General features: G+C 45.9%; 16 protein-coding genes and 2 pseudogenes. 3 read left to right on the forward strand and 15 right to left on the reverse strand.

Annotation, left to right across the window (positions count from 1 at the left end):
- From HUX64_RS15365 to ffh, 6 genes and pseudogenes are all read right to left on the reverse strand, one after another.
- Nucleotides 1–352, reverse strand: a pseudogene (locus tag HUX64_RS15365) (transposase); the annotation flags it as partial.
- Nucleotides 353–594: 242 nt separating this feature from the next.
- Nucleotides 595–936, reverse strand: a complete 342-nt coding sequence (gene rplS, locus HUX64_RS15370; RefSeq protein ID WP_174627100.1) for a 50S ribosomal protein L19 — start codon at nucleotides 934–936, stop codon at nucleotides 595–597.
- A gap of 9 nt (nucleotides 937–945) precedes the next feature.
- Nucleotides 946–1,683, reverse strand: coding sequence for a tRNA (guanosine(37)-N1)-methyltransferase TrmD (trmD, locus tag HUX64_RS15375; RefSeq protein ID WP_174627101.1), 738 nt, complete (start codon nucleotides 1,681–1,683; stop codon nucleotides 946–948).
- A 25-nt stretch (nucleotides 1,684–1,708) separates the two neighbouring features.
- Nucleotides 1,709–2,215 carry a ribosome maturation factor RimM gene (rimM, locus tag HUX64_RS15380; RefSeq protein WP_174627102.1) on the reverse strand — a complete coding sequence of 169 codons (507 nt, stop codon included), beginning with the start codon at nucleotides 2,213–2,215 and terminating at the stop codon, nucleotides 1,709–1,711.
- A gap of 6 nt (nucleotides 2,216–2,221) precedes the next feature.
- Complete coding sequence (gene rpsP / locus HUX64_RS15385; protein ID WP_174627103.1) at nucleotides 2,222–2,473, reverse strand: 30S ribosomal protein S16; 252 nt, start codon at nucleotides 2,471–2,473, stop codon at nucleotides 2,222–2,224.
- A 130-nt stretch (nucleotides 2,474–2,603) separates the two neighbouring features.
- Nucleotides 2,604–3,959 (reverse strand): signal recognition particle protein, encoded by a 1,356-nt coding sequence (ffh, locus tag HUX64_RS15390; RefSeq protein ID WP_174627104.1) that lies wholly within the window; start codon nucleotides 3,957–3,959, stop codon nucleotides 2,604–2,606.
- A 357-nt stretch (nucleotides 3,960–4,316) separates the two neighbouring features.
- Here ffh and HUX64_RS15395 point away from each other — a divergent pair, with 357 nt between their 5' ends.
- Nucleotides 4,317–5,111 carry a cytochrome C assembly family protein gene (locus HUX64_RS15395; RefSeq protein ID WP_174627105.1) on the forward strand — a complete coding sequence of 265 codons (795 nt, stop codon included), beginning with the start codon at nucleotides 4,317–4,319 and terminating at the stop codon, nucleotides 5,109–5,111.
- A gap of 162 nt (nucleotides 5,112–5,273) precedes the next feature.
- Here the strand turns inward: HUX64_RS15395 and HUX64_RS15400 are convergent, their stop codons facing one another.
- The 8 genes from HUX64_RS15400 to ppdK all read right to left on the reverse strand — a co-directional run bounded on the left by HUX64_RS15400 (nucleotide 5,274) and on the right by ppdK (nucleotide 16,102).
- Entirely contained in the window at nucleotides 5,274–5,579 is a 306-nt protein-coding gene (locus HUX64_RS15400; RefSeq protein ID WP_174627106.1) for a flagellar protein FliT, read from the reverse strand.
- 59 nt (nucleotides 5,580–5,638) lie between these two features.
- Complete coding sequence (gene fliS, locus HUX64_RS15405; protein ID WP_174627107.1) at nucleotides 5,639–6,031, reverse strand: flagellar export chaperone FliS; 393 nt, start codon at nucleotides 6,029–6,031, stop codon at nucleotides 5,639–5,641.
- A 121-nt stretch (nucleotides 6,032–6,152) separates the two neighbouring features.
- Nucleotides 6,153–7,529: a flagellar filament capping protein FliD gene (gene fliD / locus HUX64_RS15410; protein ID WP_174627108.1), complete on the reverse strand. Its 1,377-nt coding sequence runs from the start codon at nucleotides 7,527–7,529 to the stop codon at nucleotides 6,153–6,155.
- A gap of 157 nt (nucleotides 7,530–7,686) precedes the next feature.
- Nucleotides 7,687–8,103, reverse strand: a complete 417-nt coding sequence (locus HUX64_RS15415; protein WP_174627109.1) for a flagellar protein FlaG — start codon at nucleotides 8,101–8,103, stop codon at nucleotides 7,687–7,689.
- A 67-nt stretch (nucleotides 8,104–8,170) separates the two neighbouring features.
- Nucleotides 8,171–9,685 carry a flagellin N-terminal helical domain-containing protein gene (locus tag HUX64_RS20160; protein ID WP_174627110.1) on the reverse strand — a complete coding sequence of 505 codons (1,515 nt, stop codon included), beginning with the start codon at nucleotides 9,683–9,685 and terminating at the stop codon, nucleotides 8,171–8,173.
- Between the two features lie 541 nt (nucleotides 9,686–10,226).
- On the reverse strand, nucleotides 10,227–11,351 hold the full coding sequence (alr, locus tag HUX64_RS15425; protein WP_174627111.1) for an alanine racemase: 1,125 nt from the start codon (nucleotides 11,349–11,351) through the stop codon (nucleotides 10,227–10,229).
- A 33-nt stretch (nucleotides 11,352–11,384) separates the two neighbouring features.
- A complete protein-coding gene (gene dnaB, locus HUX64_RS15430; RefSeq protein ID WP_174627112.1) occupies nucleotides 11,385–12,779 on the reverse strand; it encodes a replicative DNA helicase in 1,395 nt (464 codons plus the stop codon).
- Nucleotides 12,780–13,354: 575 nt separating this feature from the next.
- A complete protein-coding gene (ppdK, locus tag HUX64_RS15435; protein ID WP_174627113.1) occupies nucleotides 13,355–16,102 on the reverse strand; it encodes a pyruvate, phosphate dikinase in 2,748 nt (915 codons plus the stop codon).
- A 964-nt stretch (nucleotides 16,103–17,066) separates the two neighbouring features.
- Between ppdK and HUX64_RS15440 the strand changes: the two genes are divergently transcribed.
- Both HUX64_RS15440 and HUX64_RS15445 read left to right on the forward strand, forming a co-directional pair.
- Nucleotides 17,067–17,570, forward strand: coding sequence for a hypothetical protein (locus HUX64_RS15440; RefSeq protein ID WP_174627114.1), 504 nt, complete (start codon nucleotides 17,067–17,069; stop codon nucleotides 17,568–17,570).
- Nucleotides 17,567–21,154 (forward strand): AAA domain-containing protein, encoded by a 3,588-nt coding sequence (locus HUX64_RS15445; protein ID WP_174627115.1) that lies wholly within the window; start codon nucleotides 17,567–17,569, stop codon nucleotides 21,152–21,154. Before HUX64_RS15440 ends, HUX64_RS15445 begins: the two co-directional genes overlap by 4 nt.
- Nucleotides 21,155–21,177: 23 nt before the next feature.
- On the opposite strand, the pseudogene HUX64_RS20510 reads toward HUX64_RS15445, so the two are convergent.
- Nucleotides 21,178–21,290 (reverse strand): annotated as a pseudogene (locus HUX64_RS20510) (IS982 family transposase); the annotation flags it as partial.

The raw sequence follows: 21,290 nt of genomic DNA on the forward strand, positions 1-21,290 counted from the left end.
TATCGGTGTTCTTCACACGCTGTGCGTCGACGATGATAAAGCGCGTTCTGGCGCACCCCTGTTGGCATCGAACCTCGCCCACCTGATTTCTTTAAGGCCTGCTCCAAAACACTGGTACTGTCTTGGGCCAATGACCGCCCTTTTTCAAAGCAGGCGCACACGCTTCGCCCTTGTGGAAGATCGCTTGGGAGCATGCGCCATTGGCAGCCGCTCTTCAGCAAAAACAGGATGCCAAAAAAACCTTGTATAAATCGACACTGCGCGGCTTGGTCTGCTTCCGGACACTTTCCAGCAACGGCCGGAGGTGTTCAAATTGTTCTCGACTGATGTCGCTGGGATACACTTTTCTTATCTCTCTATTATCCAGCCAATCAAAGATTGTGAACAGGTTCTTAAACCAAACTGAGGTTACATAATAGGCGAAAAGCGGCTGACGCCATCCTAAGCGAGCCGGCTTAAAAATCCCTTCATTTACCCCCGGGACATGAAGATTCATATCTGTTCTTCTGTCCCTTTTTTATGGTTAATTTATCGCCACGCATAAAAAAGGCAGCTCGCGCTGCCTTTAAAACTGGTATAAAAACAAAAAACCGGTTAAAGTTTCTCTTTAATACGAGCCGCTTTACCAGTCAGATCCCGCAAGTAGTATAGTTTGGCGCGACGCACATCGCCGCGGCGTTTGACATTGATTTCGCTAATAACAGGACTGTGTGTTTGAAAAACACGCTCAACCCCCGTACCGTGGGAAATTTTTCTGACCGTGAAAGCGGAATTTAATCCCCGATTACGTTTTGCAATCACTATGCCTTCAAAAGCCTGGATTCTTTCCCGGTCGCCTTCTTTTACCTTAACCTGAACAACAACAGTATCGCCGGCGCTAAAGTCAGGGATCTGTTTCAGCTGTTCTGCTTCCAATACATCAATAATATTGCTCATTACCACACCTTAATTTGATTCTACTATAAATTCTTTCAGCAGCTTTTCCTGCTCTGCGCTTAAATTCTTTTTTTTCAATAAATCAGGACGTCTCTGCCAGGTTCTTCCCAAGGCTTGCTTCATTCGCCAGCGGTCTATATCCGCGTGATTTCCGCTCATCAGAATATCCGGCACTGAACTTTCCTCAAGTTGTTCAGGCCTGGTAAAATGGGGAAAGTCCAGCAGACCATCCATATGCGAGTCCTGTTGTGCGGATTCTTCATCACCCAGCACGCCGGGCAGCAAACGCGTTACCCCGTCTATCACTATCAAGGCGGCAAGTTCACCGCCGCTGATGACATAATCGCCAAGGGACCATTCCTCATCGCAGTCCAGTTCAACAAAGCGCTCATCAATCCCTTCATAACGACCGGCAATCAAAATCAATTGCGCTAGATCACTAGCCTCTGATAACAAATTCTGGGTAATGGGCCTGCCTTGCGGACTCAAGTAGACTACTTTTCTAGTCTCAAGACCTGCTTGTCTGGCGTCATTAACTGCATCATGCAAGGGCTGATATTTCATTACCATGCCGGGCCCGCCGCCGTAGGGCCGGTCGTCAACGGTGCGGTGCCGGTCACGCGTATAGTTCCGCGGATTCCATACCGCCAAGCTAACTATCCCCCGCTCCAGCGCTCTGCCTGTTACGCCGTAACCTGCAGCCCCTGTCACCATTTCGGGAAATAACGATACCACGTCAAAACGCATGTCGTAATTTAAAATCCTGCTCTAATTAAAATGCAGGATCCCAGTCGACAATTATCCGGCCGGCTTCCACATCAATATTAATTATAGTTTGTCCCTGTATAAACGGTATTACCCGTTCCCGCTCTCCCTGAACAATGATCACATCATTAGCGCCTGTTTCCAGCAGACTGTCAACTATGCCTAATTGATCACCCTCAATGGTTTCAACTTTCAAGCCGATCAGGTCAGACCAGTAATATTCCCCATCAGCCGCTTCAGGCAATTGCTCATGCCTTATAAACACATCCCAACCTATGAAACTGGCTGCCTGATCTCTATCATTAACACCCTCAAGCTGGGCGATTATCGCCTTGCCTTGGGGCTTGCCATTCACTATATCCGCCAGCCTGATTTCGCTGCCTTTCTTCAGCAGCCAGGGAGAATAAATGAGAATATTTTCTCTGGGATCAGTAAAGGAAAATACCTTCACCCATCCCTTTACTCCAAAAACACCGGAAATTCTTCCGACATTTATATCGTGTTGTTCCGGCAAATCAGTTTATGCAGCAGCTTTCAAGGCGTCTTTAATTAATTTTACAACCCGCTCGGAAGGCTGGGCTCCATTTGACTTCCAGTATTCAACCCGATCAGTGTCCAGACGCAATTTTTCTTCATTGCCGCGCGCCAAGGGATTAAAAAATCCCAGACGTTCGATATAACGTCCATCACGACCGCTTCTGCTATCCGTTACAACAATGTGATAAAAAGGGTGATTCTTCGCGCCGCTTCTGGAAAGACGAATAGTTACCATTAGTTTCCTCTAAAAAACAATTAGTCAAAATTTAATCCAACTATTCTACGCGATTTTCCTTATAAGTGAAGAATAAATTGAGTAAAACCGATTGCCTTTATTGCATAAGTCTTCAGTTAAAAAAGTGAAACTACATTCTCATGCCGCGCATATTGCTTTTTATACCGCGTATCATATTGGCCATATTGCCTTTTTTGAAACGCTTCATCATTTTTTGCATGGTTAAAAACTGCTTCAAAATGCGATTGACATCCGACAATTCCTGACCGCAACCGGTAGCAATACGCTTTTTCCGGTTGCCTTTGATTAAGTCGGGATAACGTCGTTCCTGCATGGTCATGGAATTAATAACAGCAATCTGGCGTGATAATTCCTTATCATTAACCTTGTCTTTCATTTCCCTGGAAATCGTATTTATGCCCGGCAACCTGTCCAGCATGGAACCGACGCCGCCCATGCTTTGCATTTGCTGTAATTGCTCGCGAAAATCTTCCAGATCAAAGCCTTTGCCTTTCTGTATTTTTTTGGCCAGCTTTTCGGCCTTTTCTTTATCGACTTTCTGCTCGATCTCTTCAATAAAACCCAGCATGTCGCCCATGCCCAAAATACGGGAGGCCAGCCGATCAGGGTAAAAAGGCTCCAGGGCATTGGTTTTCTCACCCACGCCAATGAATTTTATGGGCTTGCCGGTAATATGGCGGATGGACAATGCCGCCCCGCCGCGCGCATCGCCATCCGCCTTGGTCAGAACAATCCCTGTTAATGGCAATGCATCATTAAAGGCTTTTGCAGTAATCGCCGCATCCTGGCCGGTCATGCTGTCAACAACAAATAGCGTTTCTACCGGATTGATTGCCGCATGCAATGCTTTAATCTCAGCCATCATTTCATCATCAATGTGCAGACGGCCCGCAGTATCAATAATAATTACATCAAGAAATTTTTTCCTGGCGGCGTCAATTGCATTTTTGGCAATATCAACCGGTTTTTGAGTGGCATTACTGTCAAAAAACTCCAAAGAAAGCTCATTTGCCAGCATTTCCAATTGCTTGATAGCCGCCGGACGATAAATGTCGGCACTGACCACGCCGACTTTTTTCTTTTGATTTTCTTTCAGCCAGCGGCCCAACTTGGCAACCGTCGTGGTTTTACCAGCGCCCTGCAAACCTGCCATTAAAATGACCGCGGGAGGATTGGCTTTCAGGTTAAGCCCCTCATTCGCCGCGCCCATCACCCTGATTAACTCGGACTGAACCAGCTTGATCATGGCTTGTCCAGGTGAAAGACTGGCTTGAACTTCGTGTCCTAACGCACCTGTCCTGACATGGTCAATAAAATCCGTAACTACAGGCAAGGCCACATCAGCTTCAAGCAACGCCATGCGTACTTCACGCAAGGTGTCTTTGATATTGTCCTCAGTCAGCCGTCCCTGACCCTTGATTTTTTTAAGTGTACTGCTTAGTCGATCGGTTAAATTATCAAACATATCCGCATCTTGATTAAATTCAGGAAAATCCCGCCAACGCAAATGCGTTAGGAGTATTCAAAAGGATATATTACCATACCCCTTAAAGCCTTTGCATTCGCAATAATAAATCCGCAAGGATGCAATCGCTTATAAGCGTTCAGTAACAGTCTGTCCCAGCTACGGGCACTCAATTCAGGCGCTCCAGGACGGAATGACGAAATACGAGTAAATTTTATATAGCCGGCTCATATACTTATGAGATGTGAATGCGATAATCACGAAAGCGTCTTATTTTAGCCAACCTTCGATAAACTATTAAATTCCGGCAAAACTCCTGTCGATATTATCTATAGATTAGGGATTTACCAGCACCTCATGATTACCACCGCGCTCGCCACCGTTTCAATCTGCACCTATCTTGGAAGTGCTCTGCTTATTCCACGCCATAGTGGTAAACACAGCAATCAGCGCCTACCGCTTTATTTCGCCTGGCTGGCCGTATGCGCTCACATCCTGTATACCGCTATTGTTTTCCAGCAGCATGACGGTTTCAGCTTTAGCTTTTTTAGCACGTCTTCGCTCGTTTCCATGATAGTAGCCCTGCTTTTGTTGATGGCAACCTTAAATCAACCGGTTGAAAAACTGGGTATAGCAGTATTTCCGGTTGCCGCCCTCATGCTGGGATTGAATTTGGCTTTTTCAGAAAAGCCCCATCCCCTGCATACGCACAACTGGCAAATGAACATTCATGTTCTAACGTCTATTATTGCCTTCAGCCTGTTAAATATCGCAGCTCTGCAAGCCATTTTGCTGGCCATTCAAGACCGGCAGTTAAAAAGCCACACTCCGAGGCGTTTTATCCAGTCCTTGCCGCCCTTGCAGACAATGGAATCGCTGTTATTTCAAATGCTGAGCGCAGGGCTTTTTTTCCTGACCATCGCCTTGGTCAGCGGTTTTATATTTATAGAAGATCTGTTTGCACAGCACCTGGTGCACAAGACGGTTTTATCAATTCTGGCCTGGTTGATATTTTCAGGCTTGCTGATCGGCCGCCGTCGTTACGGATGGAGAGGACCCACGGCAATCAAATGGACGCTTTGCGGTTTTGTATCGCTGCTTTTGGCTTATTTCGGCAGCAAACTGGTTCTGGAAATTATTTTGCACAGGTAAAAAGCGCAAATTCAGGAAAATCACAAAGGCGCCAAGGCACGGAATTGAAGTTAGCGCCTGACAATTAGGGACATGCCATTTGCGCTTTCTATTAGAGGCAGGAGGAGGTAATCACTTGCATAAGATGATAGCCTGGCTTGTGGCAAAAGCTGCCCGAAAAGATCAGTCCGTATAAGCCTTAACCGCCTTTTTACCTTGGTCTATCTGGTGCAGCGTCTGTTCAAGTTCCAGCTTTTTCCTCAACCCCAATTCCATCAATTTACGGTCGATTGTCATAATTGACTGAATTCCAACTGAAACATCCTCTGCATATTGCTGCTGAACAGGCTCCGAAAAAAATAAGCCGATCAGAGCACGCCGTTGTTCTTCCAGCACGAACAGTTCATCCCAGGATTCCGACTCCGCTTTTTCCAGCATTTGGCGGCTAAGAGCTATTAACTGTTGAAGATCGGTTATTTTATTTGTCATTCTGAAAATTCTTTTAGAAACAAAAGGGTTTGGCTGTCAACTGGTTTGCAGCAGCGGGGCTAATTTTTTAAAGCCTCGGGAATTGCATCCCAGCCCAATTTAATTTCCATCATTAAGTTGTAGACTTCATCCAGAATGCTTTCATCGCTGCGGCTGTTTGCAATAACCAGGCGCGTACTCATATAGTGATACAGATCATTCAGGTTTTCCGCCAGGCTGCCGCCAGCCTCTACCTTTAACGAGCCCTGTAAACCACCAATGATAGCAATAGCTTTGCCAATATTTTCACCTTTAAAGGCGATTTCATTACGGCTTATATTGCCTTTTGCCAGCGCAATTTTTTCCAAAACGCCTTCCATCAGCATTTGCACCAGGCGATGGGGAGATGCATCCATTATGCCGCTGTGAACGCCCACTTGTTGATATTGTTTCATTGCTGACACAGCTTTCATTTGATATATATCCTCATTACTATTGGACTTGATCCATTAACCGGAACTGACTTTTTTATCGTCAGCTTGATTAAAAACTTTACCCGAATTTACAAAAATAACCAGCCAGATCACGGCATATCTAAGATTTTGACGATGATGCTCCCGGCAAATTACTTAATTGCTGGGTAAGAAAAGAGCCTGTGGATTGTAACTGTGCAACCAAAGCATCCATTGCCGTAAATTGCTTGCGATAACGCGATTCTATGGCCGTTAGCCGGGTATTGAGCCGATCCCGCTGATCAGAAATATTACTAATCTGCTTATTGACGCCATCCAAGCGGGACGAAAGCGCACCTTCAGCGGACAGATAATTATTTATGACGCTGTCAAAGCGGCTAGCCAAGCCATTTTCGCCTGAAAATAATTTGGAAATCGAATCAAAATTCGATGATAAAGCCTTATCAAGCTTGGCGGCATCAAGCTCAAGCGCACCGGTTTTACTACTGGTAACACCGATTTCAGATAAGCTTGAAAAATCTGCCGCGCCCTGAACAGGATTTGATAATGCCTGCCGAATCTGATTTTGTATGCCGCGCAAGGTTGCATCGCCCAATAACGGACCGCCCGTCTTGGTGGCGGCATCATATTTGGATAAGCTGCCGAGGGTCTCAGCCAACGCATTATAAGCTTTAATAAAATCATCAATTTTTGACTTCACGGAGCTCTTATCCAGATCAACACTCAGCGATTCCGTTTTGCTTGCATCCGCTTTTACAAGAGAAAGGGTGACTCCCGGAATCACATCGGACAAACTATTGCTGCTGCGCGTAACCTGCTGGCCATCGACATGAATAATTGCATCCTGGGCGGACTGAACAGAAATAAGATTGGCGGTCGCCAGCCTGGTCAAATCCTTGCCATCCAGCGCATCGGCATCCGTTGCGGCAATGGTTATGGCATTGTCAGCACCTACCTTATCCGAGGTCAGCACCAGTTGAGAGCCGCTGTCAACCGTGATAATAGTGGCTTTTATGCCCGGATTATCGCTTGCCTGATTGATGGCATCGCGAATACCGGCCAGTGTAGTATCGGCGGCAACATCAATTGTAAAATTGGCTGCGCCCAATCCTATAGCTAAACTGCCTGCTCCCACAACTTCCGTATCACTGGTAAAATCAATTGAACGCACTTTTGCCGCCTGCGCCAGTTGATCGACTGTCACTGAAAAACTGCCGGCAACAGCAGAACTGTTTGCTGAAACAGTAAATAAATCAGTGTTGCTGGAAGTGGCTGTACGAGCCTGAAACGCAGACGCATTTTTTAATCCCTGCAGGCTGGTCTGGAAAGACGACAAGGCGCCTTTAACAGAGCCTAAAGCCGACAAATCAGCTTGCAGCCCGGCCTCTTTAGTATCCAGCCGCTTTGTCGCCGGTTGTCCTTCCGCAGCCACCAGTTTTGTTATTAAACCTTCTATATCTATGCCAGAGCCAACCCCTGCCGATGTAATTGCAGCCATTGCCTGTCTCCTGATTTAATTATAAGTATTTAATGAAAACTTCAGCTCTCTTGTAAAATATATCTTCTTCCGTCGTTCCGGCAGAGCCTGCCCCGGTCAGGCATTTCCTGCCGGAAAGACGCCGCTTTCATTTAGCTGCCGAACCTTGCTAATCTTGTTAAGCTTTTGAACTGAAAATATTAAACGCCAATTCGTCCTTCTGTTCCATCAGGGTGCGAGCCAGCCTGAGCGTTTCTTCAGTGGGAATTTGCCGGATTACCTTTTCACTTTTAGAATCAATTACCTTGACAACCAGCGTACCGCTTTCTTTATCGACAGTAAATTGCAAATTTCTCTGTATCGTTTGAACAAATTCATTTAATTTACTGACTGCTTGTTGAAGATCGTTTTCTGAATCATCAGACTTTTTTGCTTGAGCAATTGCAGAAATTCCAGTCGCAGCTGATTGGACTTCTGCCTTGCCGGTTGAATCCTGCGCACTTTGAGCCGATGGATCAGCAGGCTGTTCGGTATTAATTGTCTTCAAAAATACAGGAGCGGACGTCGGTTTTGGATGGTATGCATTAATCTCCATTTTGACCTCTCTCACCAGTTGCAGAAAAAATTGATGCCCGGTTAAAACCAGGCATCAATTTCATTAATTATCTTAAAAGACTTAATACGTTATTCGGCAATTGATTGGCCTGGGACAATATCGCCGTGCCCGCCTGTTGCAAGATTTGGCCGCGTGTCAGGTTGGCTGTCTCCTGGGCAAAATCAGCATCGCGGATGCGCGAGCGTGAAGCGCTCAGGTTTTCGCTGGTCGTTTGAAGATTAGTGACAGTTGACTCGAATCTGCTTTGCAGGGCGCCAAACTTTGCCCGTTCGCCATTGATTAATGCCAGCGCCGAATCAACTGTCTTGATGGCATCAGTCGCCTTCAGGAAAGTAGTGACATCGAGGGTGGAAACAGTATTCAACGTAGACCCCACTGTCGCCGCACCGACTGCCCCAAGAAAGTTGGTGCCCACTGCAGCCTGTACGACGGAAAACGATTTTTCAGAATCGAATGTCACTTGGCCTGCTACGGCAACACCATCTGCCACTGCGTCAGTAGTCAGGATAACGGCTGCTCCTAGACTGGTGGTTTGATCGGCTTTTAAGCCTTGCACTGTTACGTCACCGGCATTTGCCGTTACAGTATCTTGCAGATGCACATTAGCACCTGTCGCGCTGGTCAGAATAATTCCGCTATTAGCGCTGTTCAATGACGCCACCAGGCCAGTCTTGGCGGATTTGTCGTTGAAGGCTGTGACAGCCGCAGAGAGACCATCCGCCGTTCCCGCAGCAGAGAGACTGAAGGTAACAGTCTCCGCAGTAGAGTTATCGCCGATGACTTTCAGGTTATAGGCGCCCGCCGCACTAAACGTCAACCCTACATCGGTCTTGGCTGTTGCCGTGACGCCGGTGCTGCCGGTTGCGTTATTCACTTTAAGAGCGAGAGAAGCCGCGCTGTCGGTAGCAGCAACTGCGACACCGGTTTTTGAACCGATAAAACCGTTAATATCAAAGGTGCCTGCAGTCAGACCGGTTACTTCCAACGCTCCGCCTGCTGCAACCTTTGCGCCTGCGCCCAGGCCCGCGCCGGCTGCGCCAACCTGATTATTGCCGTAATTGGTGGTGCGAAGATTTGCCGTGCTCGCGGTAATCGTCTGGTTGGCGTTAGCGCCTACCTGAAAGCTTGCTGTTCCGAATGAGCCGTCAAACAGGTTTTTGCCGTTGAACTGGGTCGTAGTCGCTATCCTGTCCAGTTCCTGACCGAGCTGCCCTACTTCGTTCTGAATCGATTGGCGGTCGCTGGCCGAGTTGCTGGCATTGGCCGACTGAACCGCCAGTTCGCGAATACGTTGCAGCAAATCGCCTGCAGAAGACAATGCGCCCTCGCCGGTTTGCGCCAGCGAAACGCCATCGTTGGCATTACGGACCGCTTGATTTAAGCCGCGGATTTGCGAAGTAAAGCGTTCGCTAATGGCAAGACCGGCTGCATCATCCTTGGCGCTGTTGATGCGCAGACCGGAAGACAGGCGTTGCAAGGAAGTAGCCAGCGAGCTCTGGGATGTATTCAGGTTACGTTGGGCGTTTAATGAAGAAATATTGGTATTGATTATTTGTGCCATGACAGCTCTCCTGGTTGAACCCGTTCAGGCAATCCTGCCGGGCTGTATAACTACGGGTTCCTTATCGTTGATAGCTCCCCCACCTGTCCTGGTTAGCGTCCGGCAGTTTTGAAACTTTAATGGATTCTTTACGATGCGCCTGATTATGTGAACTGCTTCGCGTTAATTTAGCGGGTGAATTATTGTTTGGGATTATCTTGATCTTCACTGCCAGGTCCAGGCCTGTTAGGCCATAATCTTTCCTGAGTATGTACAAGCTTCAGCTAAAATCGAAACATTGATGACCCCACGAATCCCCCCCAAGGAACGTCACCCCGGCAGGGATTGCCGGGGTCTAGGCTGCAAGGACGCGAATGCATTCATTACTTTAGCGAAGAACCACATCCCTGTATTCTGGATTGCTCACCGCCTCCTTGCGGTTCGGGCTTCGCCCCGTGCTGCGCACGTCCAAATTCGCTCCCGGCGAATTAGTCCGGCAGTCCATGCCGGTATGACGATTACCCGACGAACGACGACTACGTTAGCTGAAACTTGTAAGTAATCAGCTAACTTTTTGCTCCTGCAACAAGGCAACTTCCTCAACAATTTGCACCCGAGAGGTAATTCCGCATACGAGGGTATAAGGTATGGTATCGGCGCATCGGGCAATCTCTTCGACAGCCAGACCTTCGCCCCATAAGGTTACGGGATCTCCGGGCTTTGCGCTGGGCTGCGTTGCCAGATCAACGGTAATCATATCCATGGAAACCCTGCCTACAAGCGGTGCGCGTTTTCCATTAACCAGTACCGGCGTTCCGGGTTTGGCATAACGCGGGTAGCCATCGCCGTAGCCAATCGCGACAATGCCCAAGGTGGTCGCCTTTGCGCATGTCCAGCTGCCGCCGTAACCGACTTTGTCGCCTGTTTCAATGGGCTTTACGGCAATCAGCCGTGAATGCAATCCCATTATCGGCTTTAGTCCAAGCTGCGCGCCGCTTGTATTCGGAAACGGTGAAATGCCATATAACATAACGCCGGGGCGTACCCAGTCGGTCAATGATTCCTTCCAGCCCAAAATACCTGCGGAATTTGCAATGCTGCGCTGCCCCGGAAAAAGCGTCACGGTATCGTTGAACAGACTGATTTGCTTTAACGTGCAATCATCGGTTTTATCATCGGCATTGGCTAAATGAGTCATCAAACTGATGGACTGCTTTATCAGGGAACACTTGTTTAAGCGCTGATAAGCAATGCTGAAATCCTTGGCTTTAAACCCCAGCCGGTTCATGCCCGTATCGAGCTTTAACCAGACAGCGATTTTCTCTTGCTCATTTATCCTGTAAGGCACCGGCCTGGCTTCAAAAATTTCAAGCTGGGTAAACGAATGCACCACGGCATCCAGTTGATAATGCAGCAATTCGTCCAGCTCATCGGCGCAGCTAAATCCCTCTAAAACAGCAATCCTGTTTTTCAGCCCGGCCTTGCGCAAACGAATCCCTTCATCAACGCGGGCGACGGCAAAGGCATCGGCATTTTGTAGAGCTTCGGCGATGCGCAGCAAGCCGTGGCCATAGCCATTCGCCTTGATGACCGCCATGATTTTCGCATCAGGGGCGCAGTACCGCACCTTTTGCGCATTATGCCGGACAGCCTCCAGATTAAGCACCGCATACGCCGCCGGCGTCATTGATGAGCTCCGGAGCAGCAATATTCCCTGTGCTTATTCATAATCCTCATTGCCATAGCTGTTGCCTGCATGATTTTCAAAGCGGGTATATTGTCCCAAAAACGTCAACCTGACTATTCCCAACGGCCCATTGCGCTGCTTGCCGATAATAATCTCGGCCATGCCTTTATCGGGACTGTCCTCGTTATACACTTCATCGCGATACACGAACAAAATCAGATCGGCATCCTGTTCGATAGCGCCGGATTCGCGCAAGTCCGACATCAGCGGGCGTTTATTGGGCCGCTGTTCAAGGTTGCGGTTCAGCTGGGACAGCGCCACCACCGGCACATTCAGCTCTTTGGCCAGGGTCTTCAAGCCTCTGGAAATATCGGAAATCTGCTGCACGCGGTTATCGCCGCTGGAAGGCGATTGCATGAGCTGCAGATAATCCAGCACGATCAGGCCCAGCTGGCCATGCTCGCGCATCAGGCGTCTGGCCCTGGAACGCACTTCGGTCGTGGTTAAGGCCGGCGTATCGTCAATAAACAGCCTGGTTTCAGCCAGCAGGCTCATCGCCGAGGTCAGGCGCGGCCAGTCGTCATCTTCCAGCTTGCCGGTTCTGACTTTATGCTGATCGATGCGCCCCAAGGACGACATCATGCGCATGGCCAGCGCATCGCCGGGCATTTCCATGCTGAATACGGCCACCGGGCTGCCGCTCTTGATGGCGATATTTTCCGCCATATTCATGGCGATCGTGGTTTTACCCATCGAAGGCCGGCCGGCCACAATAATGAGATCGGCGGGCTGCAAGCCCGAGGTCAATTTATCCAGCTCGGTAAAGCCGGTGCTGGCGCCGGTAATCGAGCCTTCCTGGGCAAACATGATTTCGATCCTATCGACCGCGCGCGCCAATAGCGATTTGATCGGCATAAAGCCGCTCTGCCCGCGCTGTCTCTGTTCGGCGATTTTAAACACCTCGCGTTCGGCATTTTCAAGCAGTTCAGCCGTTTCGCGCCCATCCGGATTAAAAGCCGAATCAGCGATACCGGTGCCGACATGAATCAACTGGCGCAGCACCGACCGGTCCCGGACAATATTGGCATAGGTGACGATATTGGCGGCGCTGGGCGTATCCTTTGCCAGGATGCCCAGATAGGACAGACCGCCGGCGTTTTCCAGCTCGCCTATGGCTTCCAGCGACTCCGATATGGTGATTACGTCAAACGGAATCTGTTTGTCGGCCAATTGTTCAATCGTCCTGAAAATCAGCCGGTGATCGGTGCGGTAAAAATCACTTTCCACGATTTTATCCGCGACCGAATCCCAGGTTTGATTATCCAGCATCAAGCCGCCCAGAACCGACTGCTCGGCCTGTATGGAATTAGGCGGAACCTTTAAGGAATCAAGGGAAGAATCCCGGTCAAACGAGTAAATTTCAGACATGGACTACCGTGCTATAACCTTTAATCATAAAATACAGCGTAAAAAAGGCTTTCTGAAAAATCCAGAAAGTTTAAAAATGAACCAAAAGCCCGAAAAGCATAACATTCATTTTAAGCCATGCATTTTTTCTGGCAGAAAATATTTTTCCTGATTAACAAGACTCTTCAGCCAATTCGTAACATATGCCCTCTTCCGCCGTTCCTGCATGAAGGGCCGGACTAACTCCCCTGAAAGGAATTTGGATATGCGCAGCACAGGACGAAGCCCGAACCGCAGGGAGGCAGTGAAGTCAAGGCTACAGGGATGTAAGCCCCCCGCATGCCATACCAGGTTTCTGGATTCATGCGGGGCTTCCTGCCCCGCACCCCGATGGGGTAAATGCCAACCTGTTCCAGACAGATTGGTCATGCGGGGCTTCCTGCCCCGCACCCCGATGGGGTAAATGCCAACCTGTTCCAGACAGATTGGTCATGCGCTCCATGCCGGTAGGACTCGGTCTTCATTCAGCTGACGGCCTTGCTAATTTTTTAACAGGGCTGATTTGTACGGCCTTACCGCTGCTGCCAGGCTTCCGGTTAACTAAGCCGGTAATCATCTTCAAGCAATTTTGCATGGGCCGCAGCCAGTCTGGCAATGGGTATTCTTGGCGCCGAACAGGACACATAATCCAGTTTGATATGATGACAGAAGCGGATTGATTGCGGATGTCCGCCGTGCTCGCCGCAAATACCTATTTTGATATCAGGCCGGGTAAAGCGTCCTGCCTCAATGGTCATTTTCATTAACTGACCGACGCCTTTGGCATCCAGTACTTCAAACGGGTTATCTTCAAGTAAGCCGGTTTCGTTATAAAGCGGCAGGAATTTGTTTTCTGCATCCTCGCGTGAAAATGAGAAAGTCGCCTGGGTTAAGTCATTGGTGCCGAACGAGAAAAACTCGGCCACTTTAGCCAGTTCTCCGGCACGGGTACAGGCCCGAACGGTTTCTATCATGGTTCCGAATTTAAATTCCAGGGCAATGCCATACCGGCATTCGACTTCGTGTTGAATTTCCTCGACGAAGATTTTTACCTTTATCAATTCCTGCGCGGTAATAACCTGGGGCACCATGATTTCTGGCAAAATCGGGATGCCTTGTTGAGTACAGAGCGCCGCCGCCTCAAGAATGGAGCGGATTTGCATCTGGTAAATTTCCGGATACGACATGCCCAGGCGCACGCCCCGGTGACCGAGCATGGGATTGACTTCATACAATTCTTTTACTTTCGTCAGCATTAATTCCTTTTTGGCAATCGCTTTATTGATGACTTCCTCATTCAAATGGGTAAACGGCGCCGGTAATGATGCCTGCAAGCCCAGAGTGTCCAGTGTGACCTGCTGTCCCTGAATCATGACTTTATAAAGATTTAATGATTTGATTTCGTCCTCCAGCTGGTGCTCGCCGGGCAGGAATTCATGCATCGGCGGATCCAGCAGCCGGACGGTGACAGGATAAGGCGACATGGCTTCAAACAGCTGTTTAAAATCCTCCCGCTGGATCGGGAATAATTTTTCCAGCGCTTGCCGGCGGGCTTCTGTACTGCCAGCCAGAATCATATCAATTACCAATGGCAAGCGGTCTGCCGCATTAAACATCCGTTCAGTACGGCACAAGCCAATACCCGTCGCGCCATAGCTGACTGCCAAGCGAGCGCGTTCCGGCGTATCGACATTGGCATAAACTTTCAAGTCAGCAAATTCATCAGCCCATGCCAACAAGGTTTTTAATTCTTCGAAAAATGAAGGTTCAATTGTTGCGATTTTGCCTAAATAAATGAGTCCGGTGCTGCCGTCAAGCGTAATAATATCGCCTTCACGAATATGCAGATCGCCGATAATCGCTTGGTGTGCGCGCACATCTATTTTTATATCTTCTGCGCCGGCAATACAGGCTTTGCCCATGCCTCTGGCAACCACGGCCGCATGCGAAGTTTTACCGCCGCGACTGGTCAAAATACCTTGGGCTGCAAAAAAGCCATGAATGTCTTCAGGTTTGGTTTCTTCTCTCAGTAAAATGACCATCTCTCCGGCGCGACCCATTAATTCAGCCGTGTCGGCATCAAATACACATTTACCGAACGCGGCGCCCGGCGAAGCAGGCAAGCCTTGCGCCACCGGCTGGGCCTTATGATCCGGATCAAGTTGCGGATGCAGCAACTGCTCAAGCAATTCAGGGTTAATGCGCAACAAGGCATGCTCCTTGCTGATCAGGCCTTCAGCCATCATATCAACAGAGCTGCGCACCATGGCGGGCGCGTTCATTTTACCGTTACGCGTTTGCAGACAATACAATATGCCGCGTTCAATAGTGTATTCGTAGTCCTGGACTTCCTTGTAGTGCGCTTCGAGTTTGTTGCGCAATTCGACCAGCTGCTGGTAAAGATCCGGCATTTCATGAGCCAGTTCCTGCACCGGCTTTGGCGTACGAATGCCGGCGACCACATCTTCACCCTGGGCGTTAACCAGGTATTCACCATACATTTCATTAACGCCGGTGCCCGGATTGCGGGTAAAGCCGACACCGGTTGCGCAATCGTTGCCCATATTGCCGAACACCATGGCGACCACATTAACGGCTGTGCCGTTGGCTATGTTGGGTGTGATATGGAATTCGCGCCGGTAATCAACTGCCCGTTTGCCCATCCATGAATTGAATACGGCTTTAATTGCCAACTCCAGTTGTTCATAGACATCTTCAGGGAAAGGTTTGCCGGTTTCCTCCAGAACGACCTGGAGAAACAGTTCACTGATTTGACGCAAATGATCGGCATCCAGGCTCACATCGGCTTTAACTCCGGCTTGCTTCTTGATGGCGGCGAAATGCAGATCAAATTTTTCATCATCAATACCCAAGGCAACCTTACCGAATAATTGGATAAAACGCCGATAGGCATCATAGGCAAAGCGCGCATCGCCGGTCTGTTCAATCAAACCTGCCAGGGTTTGGACATTCAACCCTAAATTCAAAATTGTATCCATCATGCCGGGCATTGAGATAGCAGAACCGGAGCGCACCGACACCAGCAAGGGATTATGTCGGTCGCCAAACTTTTTACCCGTCCGGGCTTCAACCTCGGCGATATGCGCTTTAACGTCTTTCAGTAAACCCTCTGGTAATTGATGATTGTCAAGATAATCCCGACATGCTTTAGTAGTAATGACAAATCCGGGCGGCACATTAAGACCGATCTGCGTCATTTCGCAGAGGTTTGCACCTTTGCCGCCCAACAGCGCTTTATTTTTTCCGTCGCCTTTCTGGAAGGGATAGATATATTTTTCAGTCATAATTAACCTCAGCCTCCGGATGGCAATGTGAATGAGATGATTAACCTGAGCGATCAGCCTGAGACCTGGTAAATTATCTTGCCTGAGTAAATGGGAGGCAATAGCTTTATTGTGCCCGAAATCGGCGAAGCTTTAAATTTATCCTGGTTTTACCGGATAGGCCAGCCTGATTTATTGAACAACCAATGTGCCGCAATCTCATGACGTTGTTTTGCTGCTCGGCTAATTATTTTTAAAGACACCGTGTGCCATTAATGATTCACGCCTGCTTTAATAGGGTTTTAAATAGAATAAGCAAATCTTCTCTATCTTTTTTGCGGCGTGGTTTTGGCGAGTTAAGCTATTTTTTTATACCGGCTTTGCTTGCTTTTCTTCGCAAAGCTATTTCCGAGTTTACTGAAGGATATGCCGCGCTGGCCGTATCCATAAGTCCCCTCCTTAGTCCCTTTAGGCAATTCTTTTTTTGAAAGTCTTGTAAAACTTGGTCTTCTCGTTTCTGTGAGCATTCTTGCAAACAGTGCCTGATAGCATTCAGGGGGTGACTTCAGATAATAGCAGGAGAGGGCCGTAGATACCGTATTGCAAGTCAACCTTACATGGCCTAAGCAGGCTGACAAGTTTTCAAATCGGTATTATGGCTGGAATAATCGGAAATTTTTTCACTTTACAAATAAATCTGCTTCTTAAGGTGGATAGCTAATTTTCTTGTTTTAAGCTACTACGGCTATTTATTAGTTAACTTTTAAGTTTCCATGCACACTTTTTTCATATTTCGGGCATGTAGGATTAGGAGACAATTTTTCAGGAGATCAAATATATTTTTATTATGCCTTTTTATTTTTATTGCACTTGATTTGGTACTTATTACTCCTTCTATGCTGTGGGCTTTTAATTTCCTTTAGCAGAACACTTAAAGTTTATATAACATCTAATTTTTTATATCATTAAATTTACAGGCTTTCAAATGGAAAAAGAGAGAATACTGCGGCAACTTGAAGACAAATTATTACCTTCTGTTCAAACTCTGGCGAGAAATGAAGCATCGGAACATGATTTCTTTCCTGCTTTATTGTGGATGTTATTAGAAAAAAGCAAAGATTCAGAAAACCTATTAAAGGAGAGTGGAACGGTTGTCAGTGATCAGCTAAATAAAGCAGTTAGTTTTATATTAACTAAAAATCAAGACTCAGATATAAAATTGGAACAATTATTAAAAATAAATGAAGAAAATATTAATGAACACATTAGTAAAACAACTACGACTATAAAAAATGATAGTAATATTTCGCAAGAAAAAACGGAAAAGTTATTTGAAAGTAAATACTCCTTAATTAATCAGCAAATTGAAGAAATTAAAAATACACAGTTGAAAATGGGAAAGAAATTTTCTGTCTGGTTTTTAGTTTTTTCTATCTTTCAAATTACCATCTTAGCTACCTCGGCTGTCATTTTAATAAAATCTTTATGAAAGCAAACGATATTCTAAAAGACCATCGCCAGCATTTTATTAAACGATTAATTTCTCGCAATCCCTTACTAAAATGCACTCCAAATACTTATAGAGGAGATTTAACAGAATTAGTAAAAATAGGTTTGGAGTTTGAAAAAAATATCAAGATAACCTCCTCACTTGATGTGTTACAAAATTTATTAGCATCAAAACCCAAAAAAGTTGAAATATTTAATGCTCACAAAAAGAATTTGGCAAGATACACCAAAATTAAAAATGAAGCCGATGATTATTTTCACTCTACAGGACAACTCAGTTTTTATTTAGGTTATCCCTTCATTGCTATTTCTGATCCTGAATCAAATAAATATTATTTATCCCCGTTGTTTTTATGGGCGATATCCTGCAAAGTCACGGCTAGCTCGATTATTTTTGATCGGGTAAGGGACGAAGAAAACATTGTCTTAGAACCGCACTTGAATCGGATTTTGCAAGTCTGGTTGGCACACGAAAAAAATGTCCATTTGCAATGGGAAAATGCTGAGGAATTAACGTGGGCTAATATTTCAGCCGAAACCCAAGCCGCATTGGCTACATGGACAAAATGTGCTAGCGATTTAGATCAGACTGAAGTCCACCCTATTCCCAGCAAAGATGAGTTTAAGACGTTCATTAAACCTAGAGTTATATCCAGTGCAATAATCGGCTATATGCCCATAAAAGGCCAAGCCTTATTAGATGATTTGGATAAATTAGAAGAATTATTCAATGCTAACTTAAACGACAGCCAGATTTTGAATTATTTTTTAAGCCCTCGTCAATTAAGCACAAAACAACCCGTCACTCATCCAGACGAAAATGACAAATGGCTAGTGACCGATTCTGATCATAGTCAAGAGTCTGTTTTATGGAATACCCGCAAGTTTGACTTAATGGTTTTACAAGGACCGCCCGGCACAGGTAAATCGCAAGTGATTGTAAATTTGATTGCCGATGCCCTTGCCAGGCAAAAAAAAGTCTTGGTGGTTTGCCAAAAAAAGGCGGCTTTAGAAGTTTTAAAAAAGCGTTTAACGGCTAATGGATTAGGCGAACTTTTGCAGCTAATTGATGATGTGCAAAAAGACAGGATGCGGCTTATCAAATCTATTCGCGATATAGAACTGAATTCTTTGGCAATAAAAGGATTTTCGCAAATTGATGTGGAACGCCGGACAACGAGTGAAATTTTAAAAAACTGCGAAGATTATTTAGATAAATCTAATCAATTTTTAACGAATACTGATCAAGGACAACGTTTAACTTATGGAAATTTAAAAGCAAAATTACATCAGTTAAATCAAAAAGGGATCAACGTTTATGAATATTTGCGATTAACTTATCAACATTGCCGACAAAATGCGCTGTTGCCAGATAACAAGGATGACCTTAAAGAATTAATTAATGAAACAAGGGAATTTATAAAACACTATCAAGCTTGCCATTATCAAGAAAACCCTTGGATACACCTTCAAAACCCGCCGACCCATGTAGTCGAAATTAAAATTTTACTTAATCGCTTAGTTTCCCTGTCACACGACTTGGAAAACAAAAATGCTTATTTTTATTCTGCAAATCTTGCATGGCTAGCCGAACATCGCTGGGCAGACACTTATTATCCAAATTTTTTGTCAGGTGACTATCACCAAACCTATAAAAACTTCAAACAGCTTTCAGTTGATACAAAAAAGTTAAAAAATTGGTTAACTATACAGTATGTTGATACGGTTTTAACTGCCATTCACACAGGTAAAGCCATAGAGCATTATCAACAATTACTAAAGTTTAGTGGTTATATTGAACACATTCTCCATATCCAAGATAAATTGAAGCATTTAGAGGTATTTGATTTTTTACTTAAAAATTCGGCTAATCAACTTTTGGCTTGGCCGGAAATAATTGAATGTTTTAGCATCCAGGCCTGGCTTGATGATCTAATTTCTCAGCATTCAGTTTCAAAAATTTCTTTTGAACAGCAAAAAAGCAAACTCGCTACCGTTGTTGAGCAAAAACGCAAGAAGGATATCGAGCATATTCTGGCGAAATTCAGCAATAGAGTATCCGCAAGAAACAAATTGCAAAACATGGACTTGCTGCGCCTTAGAAAGTCGGCTAGAACAACAAAAACATCGTTGCGTAAATTATATACAGTAGGTTTTGAAGAGCTTCACGAAATTTATCCGGTGTTATTGACGAATCCTGAAACGGTCAGCTCGGTTTTGGATTTAAAAGTAAATTTATACGATTTGGTGATTATTGATGAGGCTTCGCAAATGTTTATGGCGGATGCTTTACCCCTTTTATACCGCTCGAAAGCGGCGTTTATCTCAGGCGATACCCAACAAATGCCGCCTTCTGATTTTTTTATGTCATTAGGCGATGATACTAATACAGATGATGTCGTGGAAGAAGATGATGTATCGGCCGCAGACAAAAATCGACTGATTGCTGCAGAAGGCGAGTATTGCTTATTGGAAGCGGCTGAATATTCGGTGCAAAAAGGCAATCCCAACCACTCCATGTTGTCGGTACATTATCGTTCTGAATTTAAAGAACTTATCGACTTTTCGAACCATGCTTTTTATGACGGCAAATTAATCGCGGCGAGTAGCAATAAGAAATTACCGGACATCATCAAAGCGCCTATTGAAGTGAATAAGGTTGAAAACGCACAAGCCAAATTAGGCGCTAATGACGTAGAAGCCTTTGAAGTTGTGAAACGGATAAAAGAAATCTGGCAACAGCAAAACGCTTTATCGCTGGGTGTCATCACGCTTAATGTCAAACAAAAAGACATCATAGATGATTTATTGTTTGAAGAGGCTCAATTAAATCCTCAATTTGCCAACCGTCTGGAGGAAGAGCGAAACAGAACGAAAGACGGTGAAGATATTGGATTTTTTGTGCGCAGTGTTGAACATGTCCAAGGTGACGAACGGGACATAATCATCCTATCAACCGTTTACGACGGCGTAAGAAAAAATTTTGGCGCAATTACCAAAAAGGAAAAAGGCAGGAAACGCTTGAATGTAGCGATTACCCGTGCAAAATTAGGCATGATTATTTATTCATCACTAAATATTGATGGCATATCCAACGATAACCAGCGTGAGGACAGTGAAAACTATTGGTTTTGGAAATACATGTGCTATGCACGAGCAATTAGCTTAGGTGATAAAAAGGCGGCTCAATTGATCTTGCTTAGTCTAAACGCAAAATTTCAACAATCAGCAACGGGCAGCGAACCCGATTCTTATTTTGAGGAAGATGTCGCCGAATTCTTACGGGAACATGGCTTTCATGTGGATTATCAAATTGGTGAAAGCGGTTTCCGAATTGATTTAGGTGTGAAAAATGATGTAGGTAACCGCTTATATATATGCGGTATAGAATGTGATGGTAGGCAGTATCATAGTAGCTGGTCAGCTAGGCTTAATGATATTTGGCGACAAAAAATTTTAGAAAACAAGGGCTGGCATATCATTCGTATATGGAGTAATGAATGGTTCGATAATAGGAAAGAAACGCAGAAAAAACTCTTAACGGATATAAGCTCACTAGTATAACCTTATAACAACCTCAGTTCGGTTTAAGAGTTGCTGATTAAGGGCAATAAATCAGCATCGCGTAAATTAAGAGCGGGTTTTTTCTCTTGATAAGAATAAGCGACTAAACAGGCCACGATGTTTGATAGGTAATTGA

Origin of the sequence: Candidatus Methylobacter favarea (assembly GCF_902806695.1) — a bacterium.
Lineage (GTDB): Bacteria > Pseudomonadota > Gammaproteobacteria > Methylococcales > Methylomonadaceae > Methylobacter_B > Methylobacter_B favarea.